Origin of the sequence: Pseudoalteromonas aliena SW19, assembly GCF_014905615.1 — a bacterium.
Classification (GTDB): domain Bacteria; phylum Pseudomonadota; class Gammaproteobacteria; order Enterobacterales; family Alteromonadaceae; genus Pseudoalteromonas; species Pseudoalteromonas aliena.
Map to the genome: position 1 here is coordinate 111,982 of NZ_AQGU01000026.1, position 18,104 is coordinate 130,085.

Annotated in this window: 15 protein-coding genes; 8 read left to right on the forward strand and 7 right to left on the reverse strand. The window is 39.2% G+C overall.

Going from position 1 to position 18,104, the window contains the following annotated elements; translation table 11 throughout:
• Positions 1-92 precede the first annotated feature (92 nt).
• The 5 genes from PALI_RS11760 (at position 93) to PALI_RS11780 (ending at position 7,491) form a co-directional block, all read left to right on the forward strand.
• On the forward strand, positions 93-2,834 hold the full coding sequence (locus PALI_RS11760; RefSeq protein WP_193155973.1) for a metallophosphoesterase: 2,742 nt from the start codon (positions 93-95) through the stop codon (positions 2,832-2,834).
• Positions 2,835-3,138: 304 nt separating this feature from the next.
• Positions 3,139-4,185 (forward strand): 4-hydroxyphenylpyruvate dioxygenase, encoded by a 1,047-nt coding sequence (hppD, locus tag PALI_RS11765; RefSeq protein WP_077538966.1) that lies wholly within the window; start codon positions 3,139-3,141, stop codon positions 4,183-4,185.
• 136 nt (positions 4,186-4,321) lie between these two features.
• Entirely contained in the window at positions 4,322-5,635 is a 1,314-nt protein-coding gene (gene fahA / locus PALI_RS11770) for a fumarylacetoacetase (protein ID WP_193155974.1), read from the forward strand.
• A gap of 217 nt (positions 5,636-5,852) precedes the next feature.
• The gene (locus tag PALI_RS11775) at positions 5,853-7,019 is read left to right on the forward strand and encodes a M23 family metallopeptidase (RefSeq protein WP_193155975.1); all 1,167 of its coding nucleotides are present in this window, start codon (positions 5,853-5,855) and stop codon (positions 7,017-7,019) included.
• The gene (locus tag PALI_RS11780; RefSeq protein WP_077537359.1) at positions 7,009-7,491 is read left to right on the forward strand and encodes a bactofilin family protein; all 483 of its coding nucleotides are present in this window, start codon (positions 7,009-7,011) and stop codon (positions 7,489-7,491) included. Before PALI_RS11775 ends, PALI_RS11780 begins: the two co-directional genes overlap by 11 nt.
• 1 nt (position 7,492) lies before the next feature.
• Here the strand turns inward: PALI_RS11780 and PALI_RS11785 are convergent, their stop codons facing one another.
• On the reverse strand, positions 7,493-7,966 hold the full coding sequence (locus tag PALI_RS11785; RefSeq protein WP_077537358.1) for a hotdog fold domain-containing protein: 474 nt from the start codon (positions 7,964-7,966) through the stop codon (positions 7,493-7,495).
• Positions 7,967-8,148: 182 nt separating this feature from the next.
• Here PALI_RS11785 and PALI_RS11790 point away from each other — a divergent pair, with 182 nt between their 5' ends.
• The 3 genes from PALI_RS11790 to PALI_RS11800 are packed head-to-tail and all read left to right on the forward strand — an operon-like array spanning position 8,149 to position 10,492.
• Entirely contained in the window at positions 8,149-9,345 is a 1,197-nt protein-coding gene (locus PALI_RS11790; RefSeq protein WP_077537357.1) for a multidrug effflux MFS transporter, read from the forward strand.
• The gene (locus PALI_RS11795) at positions 9,345-9,989 is read left to right on the forward strand and encodes a LysE family translocator (RefSeq protein WP_182700822.1); all 645 of its coding nucleotides are present in this window, start codon (positions 9,345-9,347) and stop codon (positions 9,987-9,989) included. Before PALI_RS11790 ends, PALI_RS11795 begins: the two co-directional genes overlap by 1 nt.
• Before the next feature lie 38 nt (positions 9,990-10,027).
• Entirely contained in the window at positions 10,028-10,492 is a 465-nt protein-coding gene (locus PALI_RS11800) for a methylglyoxal synthase (protein ID WP_077537355.1), read from the forward strand.
• Positions 10,493-10,501: 9 nt separating this feature from the next.
• On the opposite strand, the gene yegD is transcribed toward PALI_RS11800, so the two are convergent.
• The 6 genes from yegD to PALI_RS11830 all read right to left on the reverse strand — a co-directional run bounded on the left by yegD (position 10,502) and on the right by PALI_RS11830 (position 18,008).
• Positions 10,502-11,866, reverse strand: a complete 1,365-nt coding sequence (gene yegD, locus PALI_RS11805) for a molecular chaperone (protein WP_138586928.1) — start codon at positions 11,864-11,866, stop codon at positions 10,502-10,504.
• A gap of 62 nt (positions 11,867-11,928) precedes the next feature.
• Positions 11,929-12,771 (reverse strand): DNA ligase, encoded by an 843-nt coding sequence (locus PALI_RS11810; protein WP_193156149.1) that lies wholly within the window; start codon positions 12,769-12,771, stop codon positions 11,929-11,931.
• Positions 12,772-12,803: 32 nt separating this feature from the next.
• Positions 12,804-13,460 carry an HAD family hydrolase gene (locus PALI_RS11815; protein ID WP_193155976.1) on the reverse strand — a complete coding sequence of 219 codons (657 nt, stop codon included), beginning with the start codon at positions 13,458-13,460 and terminating at the stop codon, positions 12,804-12,806.
• A gap of 434 nt (positions 13,461-13,894) precedes the next feature.
• Positions 13,895-14,194 carry a hypothetical protein gene (locus PALI_RS11820; RefSeq protein WP_193155977.1) on the reverse strand — a complete coding sequence of 100 codons (300 nt, stop codon included), beginning with the start codon at positions 14,192-14,194 and terminating at the stop codon, positions 13,895-13,897.
• A gap of 105 nt (positions 14,195-14,299) precedes the next feature.
• Positions 14,300-16,585 (reverse strand): TonB-dependent receptor, encoded by a 2,286-nt coding sequence (locus PALI_RS11825; protein WP_193155978.1) that lies wholly within the window; start codon positions 16,583-16,585, stop codon positions 14,300-14,302.
• 562 nt (positions 16,586-17,147) lie between these two features.
• Complete coding sequence (locus PALI_RS11830; RefSeq protein WP_193155979.1) at positions 17,148-18,008, reverse strand: mechanosensitive ion channel family protein; 861 nt, start codon at positions 18,006-18,008, stop codon at positions 17,148-17,150.
• Between the last annotated feature and the right edge of the window lie 96 nt (positions 18,009-18,104).

Sequence of the window (18,104 nt, forward strand, 5' to 3'; positions counted from 1 at the left end):
TACAGGGGAGGTTCTCTTATCACTTTATAGGTTTTCTGTTAGCTGATACAATGTTTAGATAAACATTACACTGGCATTAGGAACAGCAAACCATGCAAACGTCTACTTTTTTTCGTGCAAAATGCTTGGCCTTTTTAGTTCTACTTTTAAGCGCTTGCGGTGGTTCTGGTGACGCTGTTACTCCAAACCCAAACGATCCGCCAAAGCCTAGCCAACTTAATGTTACTGTCTCCTCCGGTTTATCAGCCACGCTCGATGACGAAAACTTTACGGTTACGATTCCCGCTAACGCAGTTGCTAATAATACTGATATTACTTACACAAACATTGTAGCTGATGAAACAACAACAGCCCAAAATATCATCTCAGATATTCATTCCCTGACACCAAACACACTCACATTTACAAGTTCAGCGACTATCGGTATCAAAATACCTCAAGCATACGCGCTGGGTGGCCAATTATTTATTGCACGATTAACTGGCGACACATGGGTCAATATAAATAATTCAGTCGTTACTGAAGGTTTAGTCAGCGCACAAGTGGATCAACTTGGTACCTATGCAATACAAATGCAGCGCAATGAAGCTTTCGCAAATATCGGCCCAACTTGCGACGCTAACGCAACAGAGCAGTCAGTAAGGTTTGTCCACGTTGCAGATTTACATGCTCGTTTTGGCTATCAAGAACAATACTTCAGCCGAATAAAAGCCTATTACAATCAGGCAGCAAGTCAAACACCTCATACTTTATTTACAAACGGTGGTGATGACTATGAAAAAGGCACTGTTGCTGAACAGCTATCGCAAGGCATCGCAACCGAAGAAGCAATTAAAGCGATGCAATTTGATGTCCGCGTTGTTGGAAATCATGATTACGCGTGGGGCCCAGAAAAATTATTAAATTATTCACAAGACGAGAATGCCATCGTACTGGCAAGTAATACGCGTTACGAAGGTCAGCAGCTCCAAGATTTTGCAGCTGTGGGGTTTGCAAAAGTACAAGCGGGTTGTATTACACTTGGCGTATTTGGGATGACTTCTGTGCCATGGAATGAACTTGATGAACCAATTCAAGATGAACCAATCCCTGATTTTATAAAACAATTTAAAATGAGTTGGCAGTGGCAGCAGATTGCACAAAGTATTGTAAGCCAATATCGCGGCGACGTAGATTATATTGTCATGCTCAGTCATTTAGGTGTAGGCCTTGATACCGAAATGGCAACCAATGTAGCGGGTATCGACTTAGTGCTTGGTGGTCATACCCACGGCGGTGAAAGCTACGAGACGTTAGATAACGGCGCTATTATTGTTCAGCCCGATTTCTATGCTAAAGGTATTACCGATTTAACACTTAAGTTTAACTTAGCTGATAAGTTTGCGCCTATTGTTGATTATAAAACAGTTGAAACCGAGAGTGTCAGCGAACTCGATGAAACAACTCAACAAGCAATTAATGCGATTATGGGTCGCTACGCTCCTGATGCACAAACAGAAATCGCTATTTCAGAAAATTACCCTAGTCCCTTGCAATTAGCTGAAATAACCGCCTTAGCCACACTGCATTCGAGCTCAATTAGCGCAGCACTTTTGAACCCTGAACTTGTACAAAAGCGTTGGACACCGGGTACCCTCACGCAAGAAGATTTCCACAAAGCCTTTTACGTAGAGAGGCAGCCATCAAATACACCTGGATTTAATTCTATTTATAAAGTCACCGTATCAGGCAGTGATTTAACCGCTATGTTTGCCAGTCAACCTAACTGGTTTTTACTAAAGCCCGAAGATATAAAAGCGACAGAAAATTACGACGTAGCTTTATTTAAAGGTGCGGCTTTAAATGCTGATTTATTTTTTAACGGTGTGACTTTCTCAAATGTAGAGCCAATTGCTGAAGCGTGGTGGTTGCTCGATCAGTATGCACGCTTTAGAACCAGCCAATGTTTATACCTTGATACAAACAATCAACTATTTTCATGTGATAATAAAACAGATATTACGGTATGGAATTTTAATAATGACGCAAGCCCGCTAACGCCAGACTTCGGTCCTTCGGTACTAAGTTATTTCGACCCACAAACAACAGATTGGGGCCCTGAAGAGACTCAATATAAAACCACAACCGAGCTAAACATATCAGATTTGAGAGATGGCCCCTCTGGTGTAATGGCTTTTTCAAGGCACTCTCCTACTGAAGGGTTATTGATTGACCTCAATACAGCTGCAAACGGTGATTTTGCAAATGAAGGAATGGTCTCTGATTATACACTTGTAATGGACTTGTATTGGCCTTCAGAAGGCAGCGATATTTACCGCGCGGTAATACAAGCAGAAACCAGTAATTACCTTGAGGACGATGCAGATATCTTTATCGACCCAAGTGGCGGCTACGGAAAGTCAACAAGCGACAGTGGCTACTTTGGCAATACTCAACCAGATACATGGCACCGCGTTGCATTTGTTTTCTACGCAGCACCTACAAATGGCGTATTTGAAGTATATATTGACGGTGAACTCGTAGGCGTAAAAGAAGATGGCGAAATTAATCGCCGTTGGGCACTCAATAAATCAGTGCTTTTATTTACCGATAACAATTTTGAAACAGTACCTGGTTATTTAAATGCGCTGCTTTATGCTGGCCATGCTATGACCCGCGATGAAATAAAAAGTATGGGCACCGCACAGCAAAAACTAACCTTTGAGCAATCAACACGTGTTCTGAATCAAGCAATTGAACGCCATTATCAAACCGCACCTGTTATAAAACCTAACCTTTGGTTAGAGCAACGTAACAAGTTCTTTGGTAACGCGTCTCTAACTGTAAACAATTAAGTACAAGTAAACTTTTAATCACTCACTAAAAAAGGGGCTTTTACGCAGCACAATAGCAATTTATATTATTTAAAAACAATACGTTGAGGTCTTTTTATTGCAATATAAGTTATTGCCACAGTACCTCAATTCATTTAACTGTATTGCAAACACATTACTTAGTAATAACCGTCCTATAAAATTTACACATCGACTGCATATTAAATAGTGCCGCCCTCTTCCCCTAAGCAAAATTCTGGTTGATTATCTACTGCAATATGACAACAACACATAATCGCAGTGCTTAATTGCGGGAGTAATGATAATGAGTGAAGTAAATAATTATTTAGGTTTAGTGGGTATCGAATTTACTGAATACGCCACACCTGATGCAGATTATATGGATAAAGTATTTACTGATTTTGGCTTCTCTAAGCTTAAAAAATTCAAAGGTAAAGACATTGTTTATTATAACCAAAACGATATTCATTTTTTATTAAATAACGAGCGCGAAGGTTTTTCTGCCGAATTTGCTAAAAGTCACGGACCTGCTATTTGTTCTATGGGCTGGCGTGTTGAAAATGCACAAAAAGCATTTGATACAGCAGTAGAGCGTGGTGCAAAACCCGCAACTGATTCAACCCATAAAAACCTGCCATACCCTGCAATCTATGGCATTGGCGACAGCCTAATTTATTTTATTGAACAATTTGGCGACAAAGGCACTATTTACGAAAGTGATTTTGAAGACCTTGAAACGCAAAATGTTGTAGAAGATAAAGGCTTTATCCGAATCGATCATTTAACCAATAACGTTTATAAAGGCACTATGGAAAAGTGGGCTAACTTTTATAAAGATGTGTTTGGTTTTACAGAAGTACGCTACTTTGACATTAAAGGTCAAAAAACAGCGCTTATTTCGTATGCACTTAAATCCCCTTGTGGCACCTTCTCCATTCCGATAAATGAAGGTAAAGGTGATAATAACAACCAAATTGACGAATACCTTGGCCAGTACAATGGCCCAGGCGTTCAACATTTAGCGTTTTTAACCGATGACTTAGTAAGCTCTCTTGATAAGCTGGATAAATCAACAATTGCTACTTTGGATATTATCCCTGAGTACTACGATACTATTTTTGACCGTGTACCTTGGGTTGCGGAAGATAAAGAAAAGATTCGTCAGCATCAAATACTCGTTGATAGCCAAAGTGAAAATTGTTACTTATTGCAAATCTTCTCTAAAAACTTATTTGGCCCAATCTTTATAGAAATGATCCAACGCGTTGATGATGGTGGTTTTGGTGAAGGTAACTTCCAAGCATTATTTGAATCAATCGAACGCGACCAAGAGCGTCGCGGCGTTTTATAAAACATTTGAGTAAATTAAAAGCAGCGAATTTCGCTGCTTTTTGTCGTTTTAATATTTAAAAAGTATTGCGCTGAGTACAAGTATGATTAAATAAACTGTACTTTATCGCTATACCGTAAAATCCAAAGGAAATGTAATGAGCCTAATTAACGAAACCCACGATATTAATTTAATCAGCTGGGTAGAATCAGCTAATGTTGATAACTGCGACTTCCCTATTCAAAACTTACCGTTTGCAGAGTTTCGTCGTAAAGGCGCTGATGAAGCCTTTCGTGGTGGTGTTGCTATTGGCGACCAAGTAATTGATTTAGCAAAACTGAGCAAATTAAACGTTTTAACAGGTGATGCTAAAACAGCCGCTAATGCAGCAAGTGAAGCCACCCTAAATACGTTTATGGGTTTGGGTCAACAATACTGGTCAGCACTGCGTTTAGCGCTTTCAAAAGCACTACGAGTAGGCTCTGAGCATCAACAAACGCTGAGCGATGCGCTTGTCTCACAAGCTGATATTGAGTTTTCACTCCCTTGTCGTATCGGAGATTACACCGATTTTTACACGTCAATCTACCACGCAACTGCTGTGGGCAGCTTATTTCGCCCAGATAACCCATTACTACCAAATTACAAATGGGTACCTATTGGTTATCACGGACGTTCTTCGTCTATTGATGTATCGGGTCAAACATTTCACCGCCCTAAAGGTCAAACTAAGGCACCTGATGCAGAAGTACCGTCATTTGGTCCATGTAAGCGCCTTGATTACGAGTTAGAACTTGGTATTTATTTGGGTAAAGGTAACGCACTGGGCGATGCAATCGCTATTGAGAATGCTGAAAACCATGTGTTTGGTTTTTGTGTATTTAACGATTGGTCTGCGCGCGATTTACAAGCATGGGAATACCAACCGCTTGGCCCATTTTTAGCTAAAAACTTCGCATCGACTGTCTCTCCGTGGATTGTAACAACTGAGGCTTTAGCTCCTTATAGAACAAGCTGGACGCGTGATGAAAGCGATCCGCAACCTATGGATTACTTAGAATCAAAAGCGAACCGTGAGCAAGGTGCTTTTGATATACAAATGGATGTTAAAATCCAAACGCAAAAAATGCGCAATGAGGGTCACACGCCAACGCGTGTATCAACATCTAGCTTTAAACACTCGTATTGGACTGTAGCGCAAATGGTTACTCACCATACGGTAAATGGCTGTAACTTCATGCCTGGTGACATGCTGGGCTCAGGTACGCAATCAGGCCCTACCCATGAAGAGGCGGGCTCTTTGCTTGAACTATCTCGTGGTGGAAAAGAAAAAATCACGCTTAGTAATGGTGAGCAACGTAGCTTTTTAGAAGATGGCGATAACGTTATTATGCGTGGTTGGTGTGAAAAAGAAGGCTATGTACGTATTGGCTTTGGTTCAGTAGAGAGTACGGTACTGCCAACTAAATAACCTGAATTCTGGATAATAAATCTATCTCGAGCAGCTACTTTCAGCGCTAACTGCGTTGAATCCAGGTTAAATAGTATAAAAAACACAATGAGTTATAAATGGGTTGCGGAATAAAAGCAGCCCTTTTTTATTAATTTTTGAGTGGTTACAATTTATTTCTGGCTTTTTAGGCTCAGATTGATATCTTAATTCGGTTAATAGCCAGTGTTTATATGCCATGTTAGTATTTATAAAATCTTTTTATCATAAATTTTTCCCAGCTCGTCAGCTGCTTATTCGTCAAAATGGCGAAGTTAAGCATGTTCTTTTAGCACCTTGGCTTCAATTTTTTGCTGTATTGCTTATTTTAGGAACTGTCACATGGATGAGTATTTCTAGTTTTCGTGTTTATTCGCAAACAAATCAGATTTCACATATTGAGCAAAGCCAACAAGATAAGCAAACTCTTTGGAAGAAAAAAACGAGTGATCAACACGCACTTTACATAAAGCAACTAGAACAACTTGAAGTGCTAGAGCAAAAACAGGCGCTGCTACAAAATATGATCGAATCGTTGCCGGCCTCTATTAGTAAAGAGTCCATAAAACTTGATACCGATCTAAAATTACCAATCAACGAAAATGAAAACGAATTTCATGAGCCGTTAATAGATGATAACGCACAAGAAAATGCTGCGCTTACGTTAAATACAACGGTTGACTTTGCACAGCGAACAGCACATTTAAACCTGCAATACGAAAATAGCTTTAGTCAACTCGATGAGCAAATAAGCACTCGACGTAAAGCTATTGTAGCAATGTTAAAAGGCGCTGGTCTTGAATCAGTGCTTGAAAAGCGTTTAGCGTTAGGCGATCAAACAGTTGCACAAGGTGGTCCTTTTGACACATTTGACGAAACAAAAATACCTAAGCACTTTCTAGCGGTTGTAGACAAATTATTATTATTAAATAACTTAGAAAGCTTTTTAACTGAGTTGCCAAACACGCTTCCATTACCTGCTAAAAAGTATTATATCTCAAGTGGTTTTGGTCTTCGTAACGATCCTATGAACAGTCGTCATGCGTTTCACAAAGGGGTCGATTTTGCCGGTTGGCACAAAACAGAAATATTTGCTCCAGCAGACGCCGTCGTACTTAGAGCTGGCCGAAATGGCGGTTATGGTAACTTTATAGAGCTTAAACATAAAAACGGCTTAGTAACACGTTTTGGCCACTTAAATAAAATTAATGTGAAAAAAGATCAAACAATTTATAAAAATGATGTTATTGGTTTAATGGGCAGTACAGGACGAAGTACTGGCACTCATTTACACTACGAAGTGTTACTTAATGGCAAACAAGTCAATCCTCTAAAAATAACAAAGGCGTTTTCTAGTGTTCAGTAAAAAAAAGCAGAAAGTAGATAATTCATCTTTAAAAAGAGTATCTCATACACCTTCAATTATCTCTGAAGATGTACGTATGACGGGCACATTAATCAGCCAAGGCGAAGTACAGTTAGATGGCCGCATTGATGGCGATATTAAAGCTGAGCATTTAGTTATAGGCTCTACCGGTATTGTCGAAGGTGTAGTTGAAGCTAAAAGTGTTGTCGTTAAAGGTAAAATTATTGGCACTCTCAATGCGAGTGAGGTGAAAATTCAAGAAAGTGCACATGTGCATGGCGATGTATTTCACGATACGTTGAGTATTGATGCTGGGGCTATTATTGAAGGCAGTTTAAAACAACGCTTCGAAAAAGAAGAGGTTGAGCTTATTAGTGATAAGCTAAAACCAGCAAGTGAAGCCAAAATATTATTAGAGGAAGATAGCAGCAGCTTGTCATTTGTAAATAAACAAGCTACTGATAAAATTTAAGTTACTTTTTCTCAGTAATGTACATTGTAATATCTGCAGTGAAAACAAGCTCATTGCGGGTATTATAAAGTTTTACAGGCACCACCAAGTCTTCTTTATCAACCCATTTATGCGGTAAATCAATTTCAGCAATTGCTGTCACATCTGTATCCACTTTAGCTAAATACTGAACCGTCATACCTTTAGGGATCCAGCGATGTGTTTTAACTGGCACAGTGGCATCCACCATAACGCCAGCACACAACTCAGCTAAGTTACACTGGGCAATAGCATGAATAGTTCCAATGTGATTATGAACACTACGACGGTTTTTAACCACTGCGCTACAATGCCCTTCTCGCAAATCGAGTACATAAGGTTTCATAGAGCCAAAGTAAGGCGCTTTAAAGCAAACAGCTTTAGTAAAAAGCCAATTACCAAAAGGTAAACGCTTAAACCTAAGCCACGTTTTTACAAGTGCGGATTTATTACTCATTATTATTTTCCATCAACGGTTACTTTTTTCAAATTAACACATCAGACCAGTTTTAAAAAGTGCATTTACTTTGCCTTTTAGCTTAATGTAAATAAAAAATAGAACGGATAGCATCCATAGGGGTCATAAGCCCTTTCTTTTTTATGGGCGCCCACCTAAAATACTCGGCAAAAGGAGACTCAATGCAAACACAGCCCGCAAAACCAAATACGACTTTGTTACTTATCTTAGCGTTACTCGTTATATTTTGCCCTATGGCAATCGATATTTACTTACCCGCCTTTCCTACTATTGCAGAGCAATTTGCAGTTACAGAACAACAAGTACAACAAACCGTTGCTATTTTTATGTTAACTGTTGGTTTAGGTCAATTAATTGCGGGACCGCTGGCGGATAGATTTGGTCGAAAACCGGTGGCTATTGTTGGAGTTAGTTTATACGCAAGTTCGGCATTGCTCGCTTACTACTCGCCTTCTTTTGATGTATTGATGATTGCACGCGCCTTTCAAGGTTTAGGAGCGTGTGCCACCTTTGTTGTCGCATTTGCGATAGTACGCGATAAATATGGCCCAGAACGCAGCGGGCAGATGATCACCTATCTAAATGGGATTGTGTGTTTTATTCCTGCAATGGCGCCTATTTTAGGTGCATGGCTGACCGTACAGTTTGGCTGGCGTATGAATTTTATGTTTTTAACCGTTTTTGCTATTGTCGGCCTTATTGTCACGCTATTCTTTTTTAGAGAAACACGCCCAGCCGATAGCCATTATCAAGGCCATATTTTAGATTTACGTCGCTTTACCCCGATTATTAAAACACCGGTATTTTTATTTAATAGTCTAATTTGTATGGTCGCGATGTCGGCTATTTTGGTTTATGTAACACTCGCGCCTGGCTGGATCATTACACATTTAGGTGGCACGGTAGCTGATTTTACCTTTTGGTTTACGTTAAATGCTGTAATAAGTATTGTCGCGAGCTTTATATTACCAACGTACATTAAACGAAATAGCCAGCAAGCTTTGCGACTCGGTGTAAGTTTGTTGGTTTTTTCAGGTTTATTAATGCTTGCTCTTAGCAGTATAGAAACGGCGTTTGCACTTATGTTACCTATTTTAATTGCAGCATTAGGGTTTGCGTTAAGTTTAGGCTCTGCAGCAGGTATGGCTCTATCTAGCTTTCCTAAACAAGCAGGTACAGCCTCAGCATTACTGGGGGCAATGCAAATGAGCGGGGCCAGTATACTTGTCGTTTTAACTCAATTTTTAGGGCTAAGTACACCTTGGTTAATTGCTTTTCACCTTTTATTATTGGTGCCACTTTGGTTTATTTTAATGACTAAAAAAGCCCATACTTTACATCCGGCTAAAAGCGCATGATGATCAACCCTGACTTTTTACTCTCGTTTTTATTGGCTAGCTTTTTAATGGCGGTTGCACCGGGTCCATCCAATGCTTTTTTAATGGCGCAAACATTTGCTAACGGGCGCAGTGCAGGCATGCAAAGTGCCTTTGGTTTTGCTTTAGGCGGCGTAGTACATACTTTTTTAGCGGTAGTTGGTTTAAGCGCACTACTAAAAGCATCCGCTACAGCGTATGCAACAGTACAATATGCAGGAGCTGCATATCTGTGCTATTTAGGGCTTATGATGATTAAAGGCACATTGCGCAAGCGTCAGCCAGCAGCTCATAATGAGCAATGTGATAAACCTCACGTGAGTACCAGCAAAAAAAGTAATGTGATGTTCCAAGCCATGATGACTGAAGTATTAAACCCTAAAGTTGCATTGTTTTTTATTGCGTTTATTCCTCAATTTGTAGATCCCACACTTTCATCTGCTACTTTACAACTGGCTTTTTTTGGCTTGCTCTACCCTATTTTTGCTTTTCCGATTGACTGCACGTATATTTATTTTGGCGATAAAATAGCACAATTTTTTAGAAGTAATCCCAATAGCCAACTTTGGATTGATAGGATCACCGGCTTAGTGTTCATCGCCCTTGCTATCAATCTATTATTTTAACTAACCTGCACTTTGGTTAACTAAAAAAAAGAATCAACATGGAACAAAAAAGACAGTCTCTTCCCGCGCAAAAAAATATCGCATTAGTTGCCCACGACGGTAAAAAAGCAGCATTAAAAGTATGGTGTGAAAAACACAAAAGCATACTAAGCAAACACACTTTGTATGGCACCGGTACGACGGGGCATTTAATCCAAAAAACCACTGGTCTTGATGTAATCCAACTTTTAAGTGGCCCAATGGGTGGCGATCAACAATTAGGAGCAAAAATAGCAGAACATGAAATACATGTTTTGATATTTTTTTGGGATCCGTTGGCATCGCAACCTCACGATCCTGATGTTAAGGCATTGCTTCGTTTAGCGGCTGTTTGGAATATACCCGTGGCGTGTAATGAGGTCAGTGCTGATATGCTATTAAGCTCACCGCTTATGGACGTTGAGCTTGAACGTACTTTGCCAGATTACGAAAAATACCTCGCAACCCGACAAATAGATATATAAATTTTTAAGCTACTTATAAAGCATGCTGGCCCATTTAGTTAGGCCAGCAGTTACACTACCAAAGTGATCTCCATTAACCATTTTTATATCACCTAAATGCTCGCTCAACGCGGCTTTAATTAAAGGTGACTGTGCACTACCACCTGTTAAATAAATAACGTCTGGGATAGTTGCAGCGTCACTGATAGCTTGTTTAGCAAGCGTCACAATTTGACTAATACTACTCTCTACCGCAACAGATAGATCGTGCACTGATAGATTTTTATAAAGATCTTTATCTAAAAAACTTAAATCACAGTTAAATTCGCTTGCTGATGAAAGGGCTATTTTTGCAGCCTCACCTTGCTGTACTAGCTGATGACCTTGTTTATTTTGCTGTAAATGCATTAAACGTTTATAAAGCTCTGGTGCACTTACGTCACGTAATTGTGCATTTAACTCACGGGTATGGCTTTCGCTATAGAATTGGCTTTGTAGGTTTACGTCATTAATTTTACACGCTTGCCAAAATGCCTGATTTGGTAATGGTAATCCCGATTTAAACGTACTACCTAACCCCAGCAATGGCATTAAGCCGTGGTAACTCAATGCAATATCTAAATCATTTCCACCAACACGTTTACCACTGTGCGCTAAAAAATCAGCATCACGTTCACTGTTGCCCCTAAAGCTTGGCCCCATTTGTACAAATGAACAGTCACTTGTGCCCCCGCCAATATCTATAACAAGTACCTTTTGATCGTGTGTCAAATCACTTTCGTAATCGATACCTGCGGCAAGTGGCTCATATAAAAAGGCAACATCTTTAAAACCAGCACGTTTGGCCGCACGCTCTAAAATACCCACGGCTTGTTGATTTGATTGCTCACCACCAACGGCCTGAAAATTTACCGGGCGACCAATCACTGTTTGTGTCAGCATTTTGCCTAAAGAGTGCTCAGCGCGCTGCTTAATTTTTAAGATCATTGCCGTAGCAATGTCTTCAAAAAAGTTAATTTGACCTTGTTTTAAACCTGTTGCACCAAAAAATGATTTAGGGGATTTAACAAAATAGCCTTCTTCAGGAAACTGCACGTACTCGCTGATCGCTTCACGACCAATAAATAGGGTGTCATCTGAAGGATGTAAATCAAGATCTGACTTAATACGGGGTAAGGTATTTAAAAGGGCTTGGCGTTGCGATATAAAGTCGTGTTCATGAGCCGTGCCATGTAAATGCTTAGCAACAAAGTCAACCACCAGCGCACTGTGATGAGTGTAAAGTGTAGACGGTAAGTAATGCTTCCCTTGCTCTAGCGGTACCAATTGAACATTACCTTCGTTCATTACACCCATAGCACAATTAGAACTACCGTAATCAAAACCTACAAACATACTTCACCACACATTACCAAAAAGGCCGCGCAATTTAGCACACTTTGTGAAAATTATAAACGCTATAAACTATCTCTTACTCGTAAAAAACTGGCAAACCGCGGCAAACCATTTTTTGTTAAGCCATGAAACCGATACGTTACAGTGCTGCCTATCTCGGGCGGAATGGAGCGCTCAGCATTACTAAACCCAGTACCTATAGAAAACACCTGCCCTTGTGCTGTTTTTACCCTTAATGCACCTAGCATGCCTTGATACTTACCTTTGCCTGGTAGATGTGCAATCACCACCGCTTCAGCATCCAAATAAGGCTTTAACTTTAATAATGTATTACTGCGCCCTGAACTATGTTTAGCAGAGGCTAAATGAAGCATTACACCCTCGCCGCCTTGTTGAGTGGTTTGTTTGAAGTACTTGGTGAGCTGTTCATTATTAGCAAAGCGGAATTGCTCTACTGCATCAATATGAGGGGCGTTTAAACGAGTAATAAGCTTACTATAATTTTGGTAGCGAATACTAAAAGGCAAAGCTGCATCAGGCATATCAAATACTTTATAAGTAATTGTTTGCCAATCATGGTTATTAGGTTTTTTTGTTCTTACGATGCCGCTCACCAGTGCGAAGTTTTCGCGCTCTACCCAAAGCTCCCCATCAAGCCATATATTTGGTAAAGGGGCTGTAAACCAACTCGGCGCATTTATAATATTACCTTTACGAGTAACAAACTCAGTGCCAGTCCATATGGCTCTTACGCCATCAAACTTTTCACTGACTAAATACTGACTGACCTCGTAATGCTTAGTTTCGTCGTATACTTTAGCTAATAAAACAGACGGTTGTGCTGCACTTATACATTGCGTAAAAAGTACCGCTATAATTAAAAGCATGTATTTAATCGTCATTATTGGCGCATCCAAGCTAGAAAAGTTGGCTTAAACTATAGTTGAGATTGCACCCATTGCCAAAACTCACCTAAGTTATTCATACAGTATGTAGCATGACTAAAGTCATGGCTTTGAGTATATTTATTAGCAATAGCGACAACACGTAAAGAGGCATTGTTGGCCGCCGTAACGCCGGTGAATGTATCCTCAACAGCAATTGCATTGCCTGCCTGTATATTTATCTGCTTAAGCGCCAGTAAATATGGATCTCCAGCTGGTTTAGGATTAGTTACATCATCTTTTGTCACAACGGTGTCAAATAGCTCATAAAAGCCTAAACCTTTGAGTATTGGTAAGGCCTCACTTTTAGCACTGCCTGTCACTAAGGCCATTTTAAGTCCACTATTTTTTACCGCCCTTAATGTTTGCTCAGTAAATGGCATAAGCGCTGGTAAATGTGTTATTACATATTTACCAAACAAGCGATATTTTTCATCCGCTAAAAACTGTGCGGTTACTGATAAATTATGCTCTTGTTTAATTTCGATTGCGGCCTCTAAAGTCGGACGACCTGAAAAACGCTGACAAAAATCATCTTCTGCATAACTAACGCCATAAGGCTTAAGTAATTTACTCCAACATACAAAGTGCATACTTTCTGAATCGACTAATGTGCCGTCCATATCAAATAATATTGCTTTTAAAGTCATCCTTATTCCTTATTTAACCTGAACTCTGGTTAAGATATTTACTAACATATTGAATTATAGTGATATTTAAATTTATTTTCTCTATCCAGAGATTTTCAGTGAAAGCAAGGCGAATTTACGCGTCAATAGCGGGCCTATTGCAAGTAAATTCAACGCAGTTAGCGCTGAAAATAGCTGCTTGAGATAGATTTATTGTCCAGAGTTCAGGTTATTTAACTTGATCTAAATTTTGACAATAAAAAAGGCGCTTTAAGCACCTCTATCATTAACATTATACCAATTGCATTAAATTAGTGATCTATTATAGCGATAAGAAAATAGCGCAATAACAAGGCTAAAATTATGATACATAGTTGTTTTATATAAATAATTTTTAACGTAGTTAGTGAGTTATTTAATACGCTAGAATGATCATGTTTTTTATAAGATTGGTATTATTCAGTTAAACCAGCTGGCGGCTCACCGATAGCTTCTTCACCCGTTTCAATATCAACAAGTTCATAACCACGTGCTTTTCGCACGACTTTAAGCACCGGTTTTTCAAATGCTGTTTTTAAGCGCTCCGAGTCATCTTTTAATTCATCAAGCGTTGTTCCAAAAGGCGCAGCCCCCGTTTCAGACCAATTAGTTACTTTACCATTTAGGTTATATTCTACTTCGTGTATTTGGTACTGTGCTGCTTCATCTTTAGTCGCTTCACAAAAAATCACACGGTAATTCCAAAATCCAGCCATTGTTTTATCCCATTAAATTAATTAGCGCTACTTTACCAGCTTTATAAAAACATAAAAGCCTGCACAAGGCAGGCTTTTAAAAATTAATATAATTTAGGGTTATCTTTAGAAAAAGTTAACTTTAAATTCAGCACCAACATAGCGTTCTTCATTAACAATACCTGTATTGTTATTAAAATCGACTGCGCCAATTACTTGCTGCTCGTCAAATAAGTTACGAACAAAGGCAGCAACTTCATATTCGTAGTCGCCTTCAGACCATGTGTAACCAGTACGAAGGCCTGTTTCAACAAGTTCTTTACCTTCAAATTCTACTGATTCATAAAGGAACATATTGATTTTACTACGGTAAGAAATATCACCGCTAGCGAAGAAGTTACCATCGGCAAGCTCTTTAGTATAACGAAGTGTAAAGTTCGAGATCCACTCTGGTGCGTGCGGTAAGCTGTTACCATTAAGGATTGCGCGATCTTCAGGTCCAAATGCACCTGCGACTTGGAAAGTTGGGTCTGTAACTTTACATTGAGCACAAACGGCTACAGCTAAACCGTTATCTTTAATTTCTGTTTTATTGTAGCTTAAGTTAAATGATGCATTGAATTCATCGCTTAATACCCATTGAGTATCTAACTCAAAACCATATCCCGTCGTTTTATCTGCATTCACTAAACGGTTAAAGTTAGCACCACCACCAACGGCAGTAAGTTGTTGGTCGTCCATTGTGTAGTAAAAAACAGTTGCATTAACACGGCCTTGACCGTCTAAAACGTCTGATTTAATACCTGTTTCGTATGACGTTACTGTTTCTGATTCAGCTGTTGTTACATCATCACCAAACAAAATTCGACCTTGTAAACTCGGTGCGCGGAAGCTGTTTGCTATACGGCCGTACCAGTTAACGTCATCGTTTACTTTGTAATTTGCAGATAAATCCCAGCTAACGTGGTCATCACTTACATCACGCTCTACAAGTAAAGCACCACCACCAATTGGGCTAAGTGTACGGTCAGCTACAAAATCTTTATCATCATCAGAGTAACGAAGACCCGCTGTTACTTTTAAATCATCAGTAAAAGTATAATCTACTGAACCAAATATAGCCCAAGCAGTTGTATCTTGTTGCTGGCGAACAAAGCCATTTAAAGTGCCATTACTTGATGTATCGTAACTAAAGTTTTCAATTGTTAGTTCTTCATCAAAGTAAAATACACCCACTTGATAATTTAAGTCGCCATCGAAATTACTTGATAAACGTAGCTCTTGCGTTAACTGGTCGTGATCAGGAATACCATCAGCACTTTCTGAAGAGAAAGGGATGAAACCAGGTCCCATATTAACGGCAACACTATCAATAGAGTAACCACCATAACCACCATCGATATCACCACGTGAGTATATTTCAGCACTTTCCCAAGCAGAAATTGACGTAATTGTGTGGTTTTCAAGTTCCCATTCAAGCTTTAAACTTACGCCTTCAGACTCTACTTGTTGAGTAGAGCGTGATGCCGCATCTTGATAAACAACATCGTTTTCAAAATTATCGACTAACTCGTTAGTACCTGGTTTAATTACGTTTGCACGAAAGGCAATGGGTGAACCATCTAAATCACGTGTGTGATAGTTTAATAAAGCAGTGAAGTCATCGCCTTCGTATAAAAATTGAACTCGCGCTGCTTTTTCAGTGTATCCACCTTGCTCATCTTTAGCCTCAAAGCCTGGCGCTTGGTTATCAATGTAATCATCTTTGTCTTGCCATAATAAAGACACGCGAGCAGATAAGCGATCTGTTAAAGCACCGCCAACAGCACCACTTGTATCTATAGCACCACGACTTCCATAAGAAACAGAGCCATAGCCATCAAACTCTTGACTTGGTTTAACTGTATCAAACTTAACAAGACCAGCCGGTGTATTACGGCCAAACAATGTACCTTGTGGTCCACGTAAAACCTCTACGCGTTCAACATCAAATACAGGGAAACCTTTTAAAATAGCATTTTCTTGAACTACTTCATCAACTACAAGAGAAACAGGTTGTGATGCATTCAAATCAAAATCGGTATTACCTAAACCACGAACATAAAAGCGTGGGAATGAACGACCAAATGAAGACTCAATAGATAAACTTGGAATTTTTGCATTTAAAAAACGAATATCCATACCAGCTGAGCTGTAGGCGTCAAGATTATCACCTTGCAGTGCAGATACTGCGACAGGAACTTCTTGTGCGTTTTCTACACGTTTACGAGCTGTGACTTGAATAACTTCTAATTGATTACTTTTTTTAGCTGTTTCTTGCGCAGCTAAAGAAGAAAATGAAGTACCTGCTACTGCAGAGAACAACGTTGCATTGATTAGGGTCGCTAACGTAGATCTTTTCATTGCTTTCATGTTGGGTTTAACCTTTTGTGTGCACTCTTATTCAACGGTTTATGTGTTGCGCAATTTATACCATGGAGGTAAGTTGCGGGCTCGGCCAATTTTTCGCGTCTTGCTATATGCTGCGCGGACCTTATTATCGAGAGTACAAAAACGATGCGATAAGGCTGAACGAACGCTGGAGATTATACCACTGCCAAATAATTTTACTGCATAAAATTGTAAACTTTTTTGTAACATTTAACTACAATTCACGCCATTTTCATACACTTTAGCGTCTAAAAGCACGAAAAAGAGGACATATGTCCTTCCCTGTAAAATAGCTATTAAAGTAGCTAGTTTCGTTTTTATAATGAAAATTAAAAACAAAAAAGCCGCACGAGCGGCTTTGTTATTTTTAATGATGAAATGCTTTTATACCAATCTGCTTATATATGAGGTCTATTTAACGTTAAAAAATTACGCTAGAACTAGGCAAAAATTTTTGTATCTAGTGGTTCTAAATAAAAAATTTTAACGACGTTATAGTGCAATTTAATTCGTTAAATTGAGCAAAGATTTATGCAGTTTGGTATTAGCTCCGCTTAAATGCAATCTCACCGTCTATATGAATATCTCTTTGAGGAAAAGCGATGACAACATCATGCTCTTCAAATACGGCATAAATACTAAAGCGAATATCACTGCGTACTTTTCTGAGCATAGTTTCAGACTCTGCACACACCCAAAAAATAGCATTAAACACCAGTGAGCTATCGGCAAAGTCATCAAATAATACCGTCGACTTTGGATCACCTAATATAGCTTCGTGATCATCGAGCACTTGCTGAATTAATTTTTTAACCAGCAACACATCTGATCCATAAGCAACCCCCACACTTACGGCTGAACGTGCATTACCATCAATTAATGTCCAGTTAGTCACTGTGTTTTCTAATAGCTGACTATTGGGAATAAGCATATGCACACCGTCGTTTCGGCGAATACGTGTTGAGCGCGTATTTATTGTCTCTACGACTCCTTTTGCATTACCGACTTCTAAAAAGTCACCAATACGAATTGGCCGCTCCCACATAAGTATCCAACCACTTATAAAGTTGTTGATAATATTTTGCGCACCAAAACCAACACCAATAGCAATAGCACCCGATACAAATGCAAATGCAGTAACAGGAATGCTAAGCACTTCTAAGGATGTAAAAACCAAAATAGCGATACTGATAATAAAGTAGATACGTGTAAATAAATGCACTGCGTCTAGACTTAATTTTTTTGCCAATAAGGTTTTTTTTATTAACTTACCAATACGCGTAACAATAAACCAAATAGCAAAGAGTATTAAAGGCACTTTAATTATCTTGGCTACGGTAATGTGTACATCGCTGTAACTAAATACAACAAAGGCAAGAATTTGGTTTATGTATTCTAACGTCATTTATTTTCCAAATAAGCAGGAGCGCTTTAAATTAAGTCGCTTTAAAGTAAGATTTTAGCATTAAATTAGCACGCCATAATATAACTAAAACGTGCA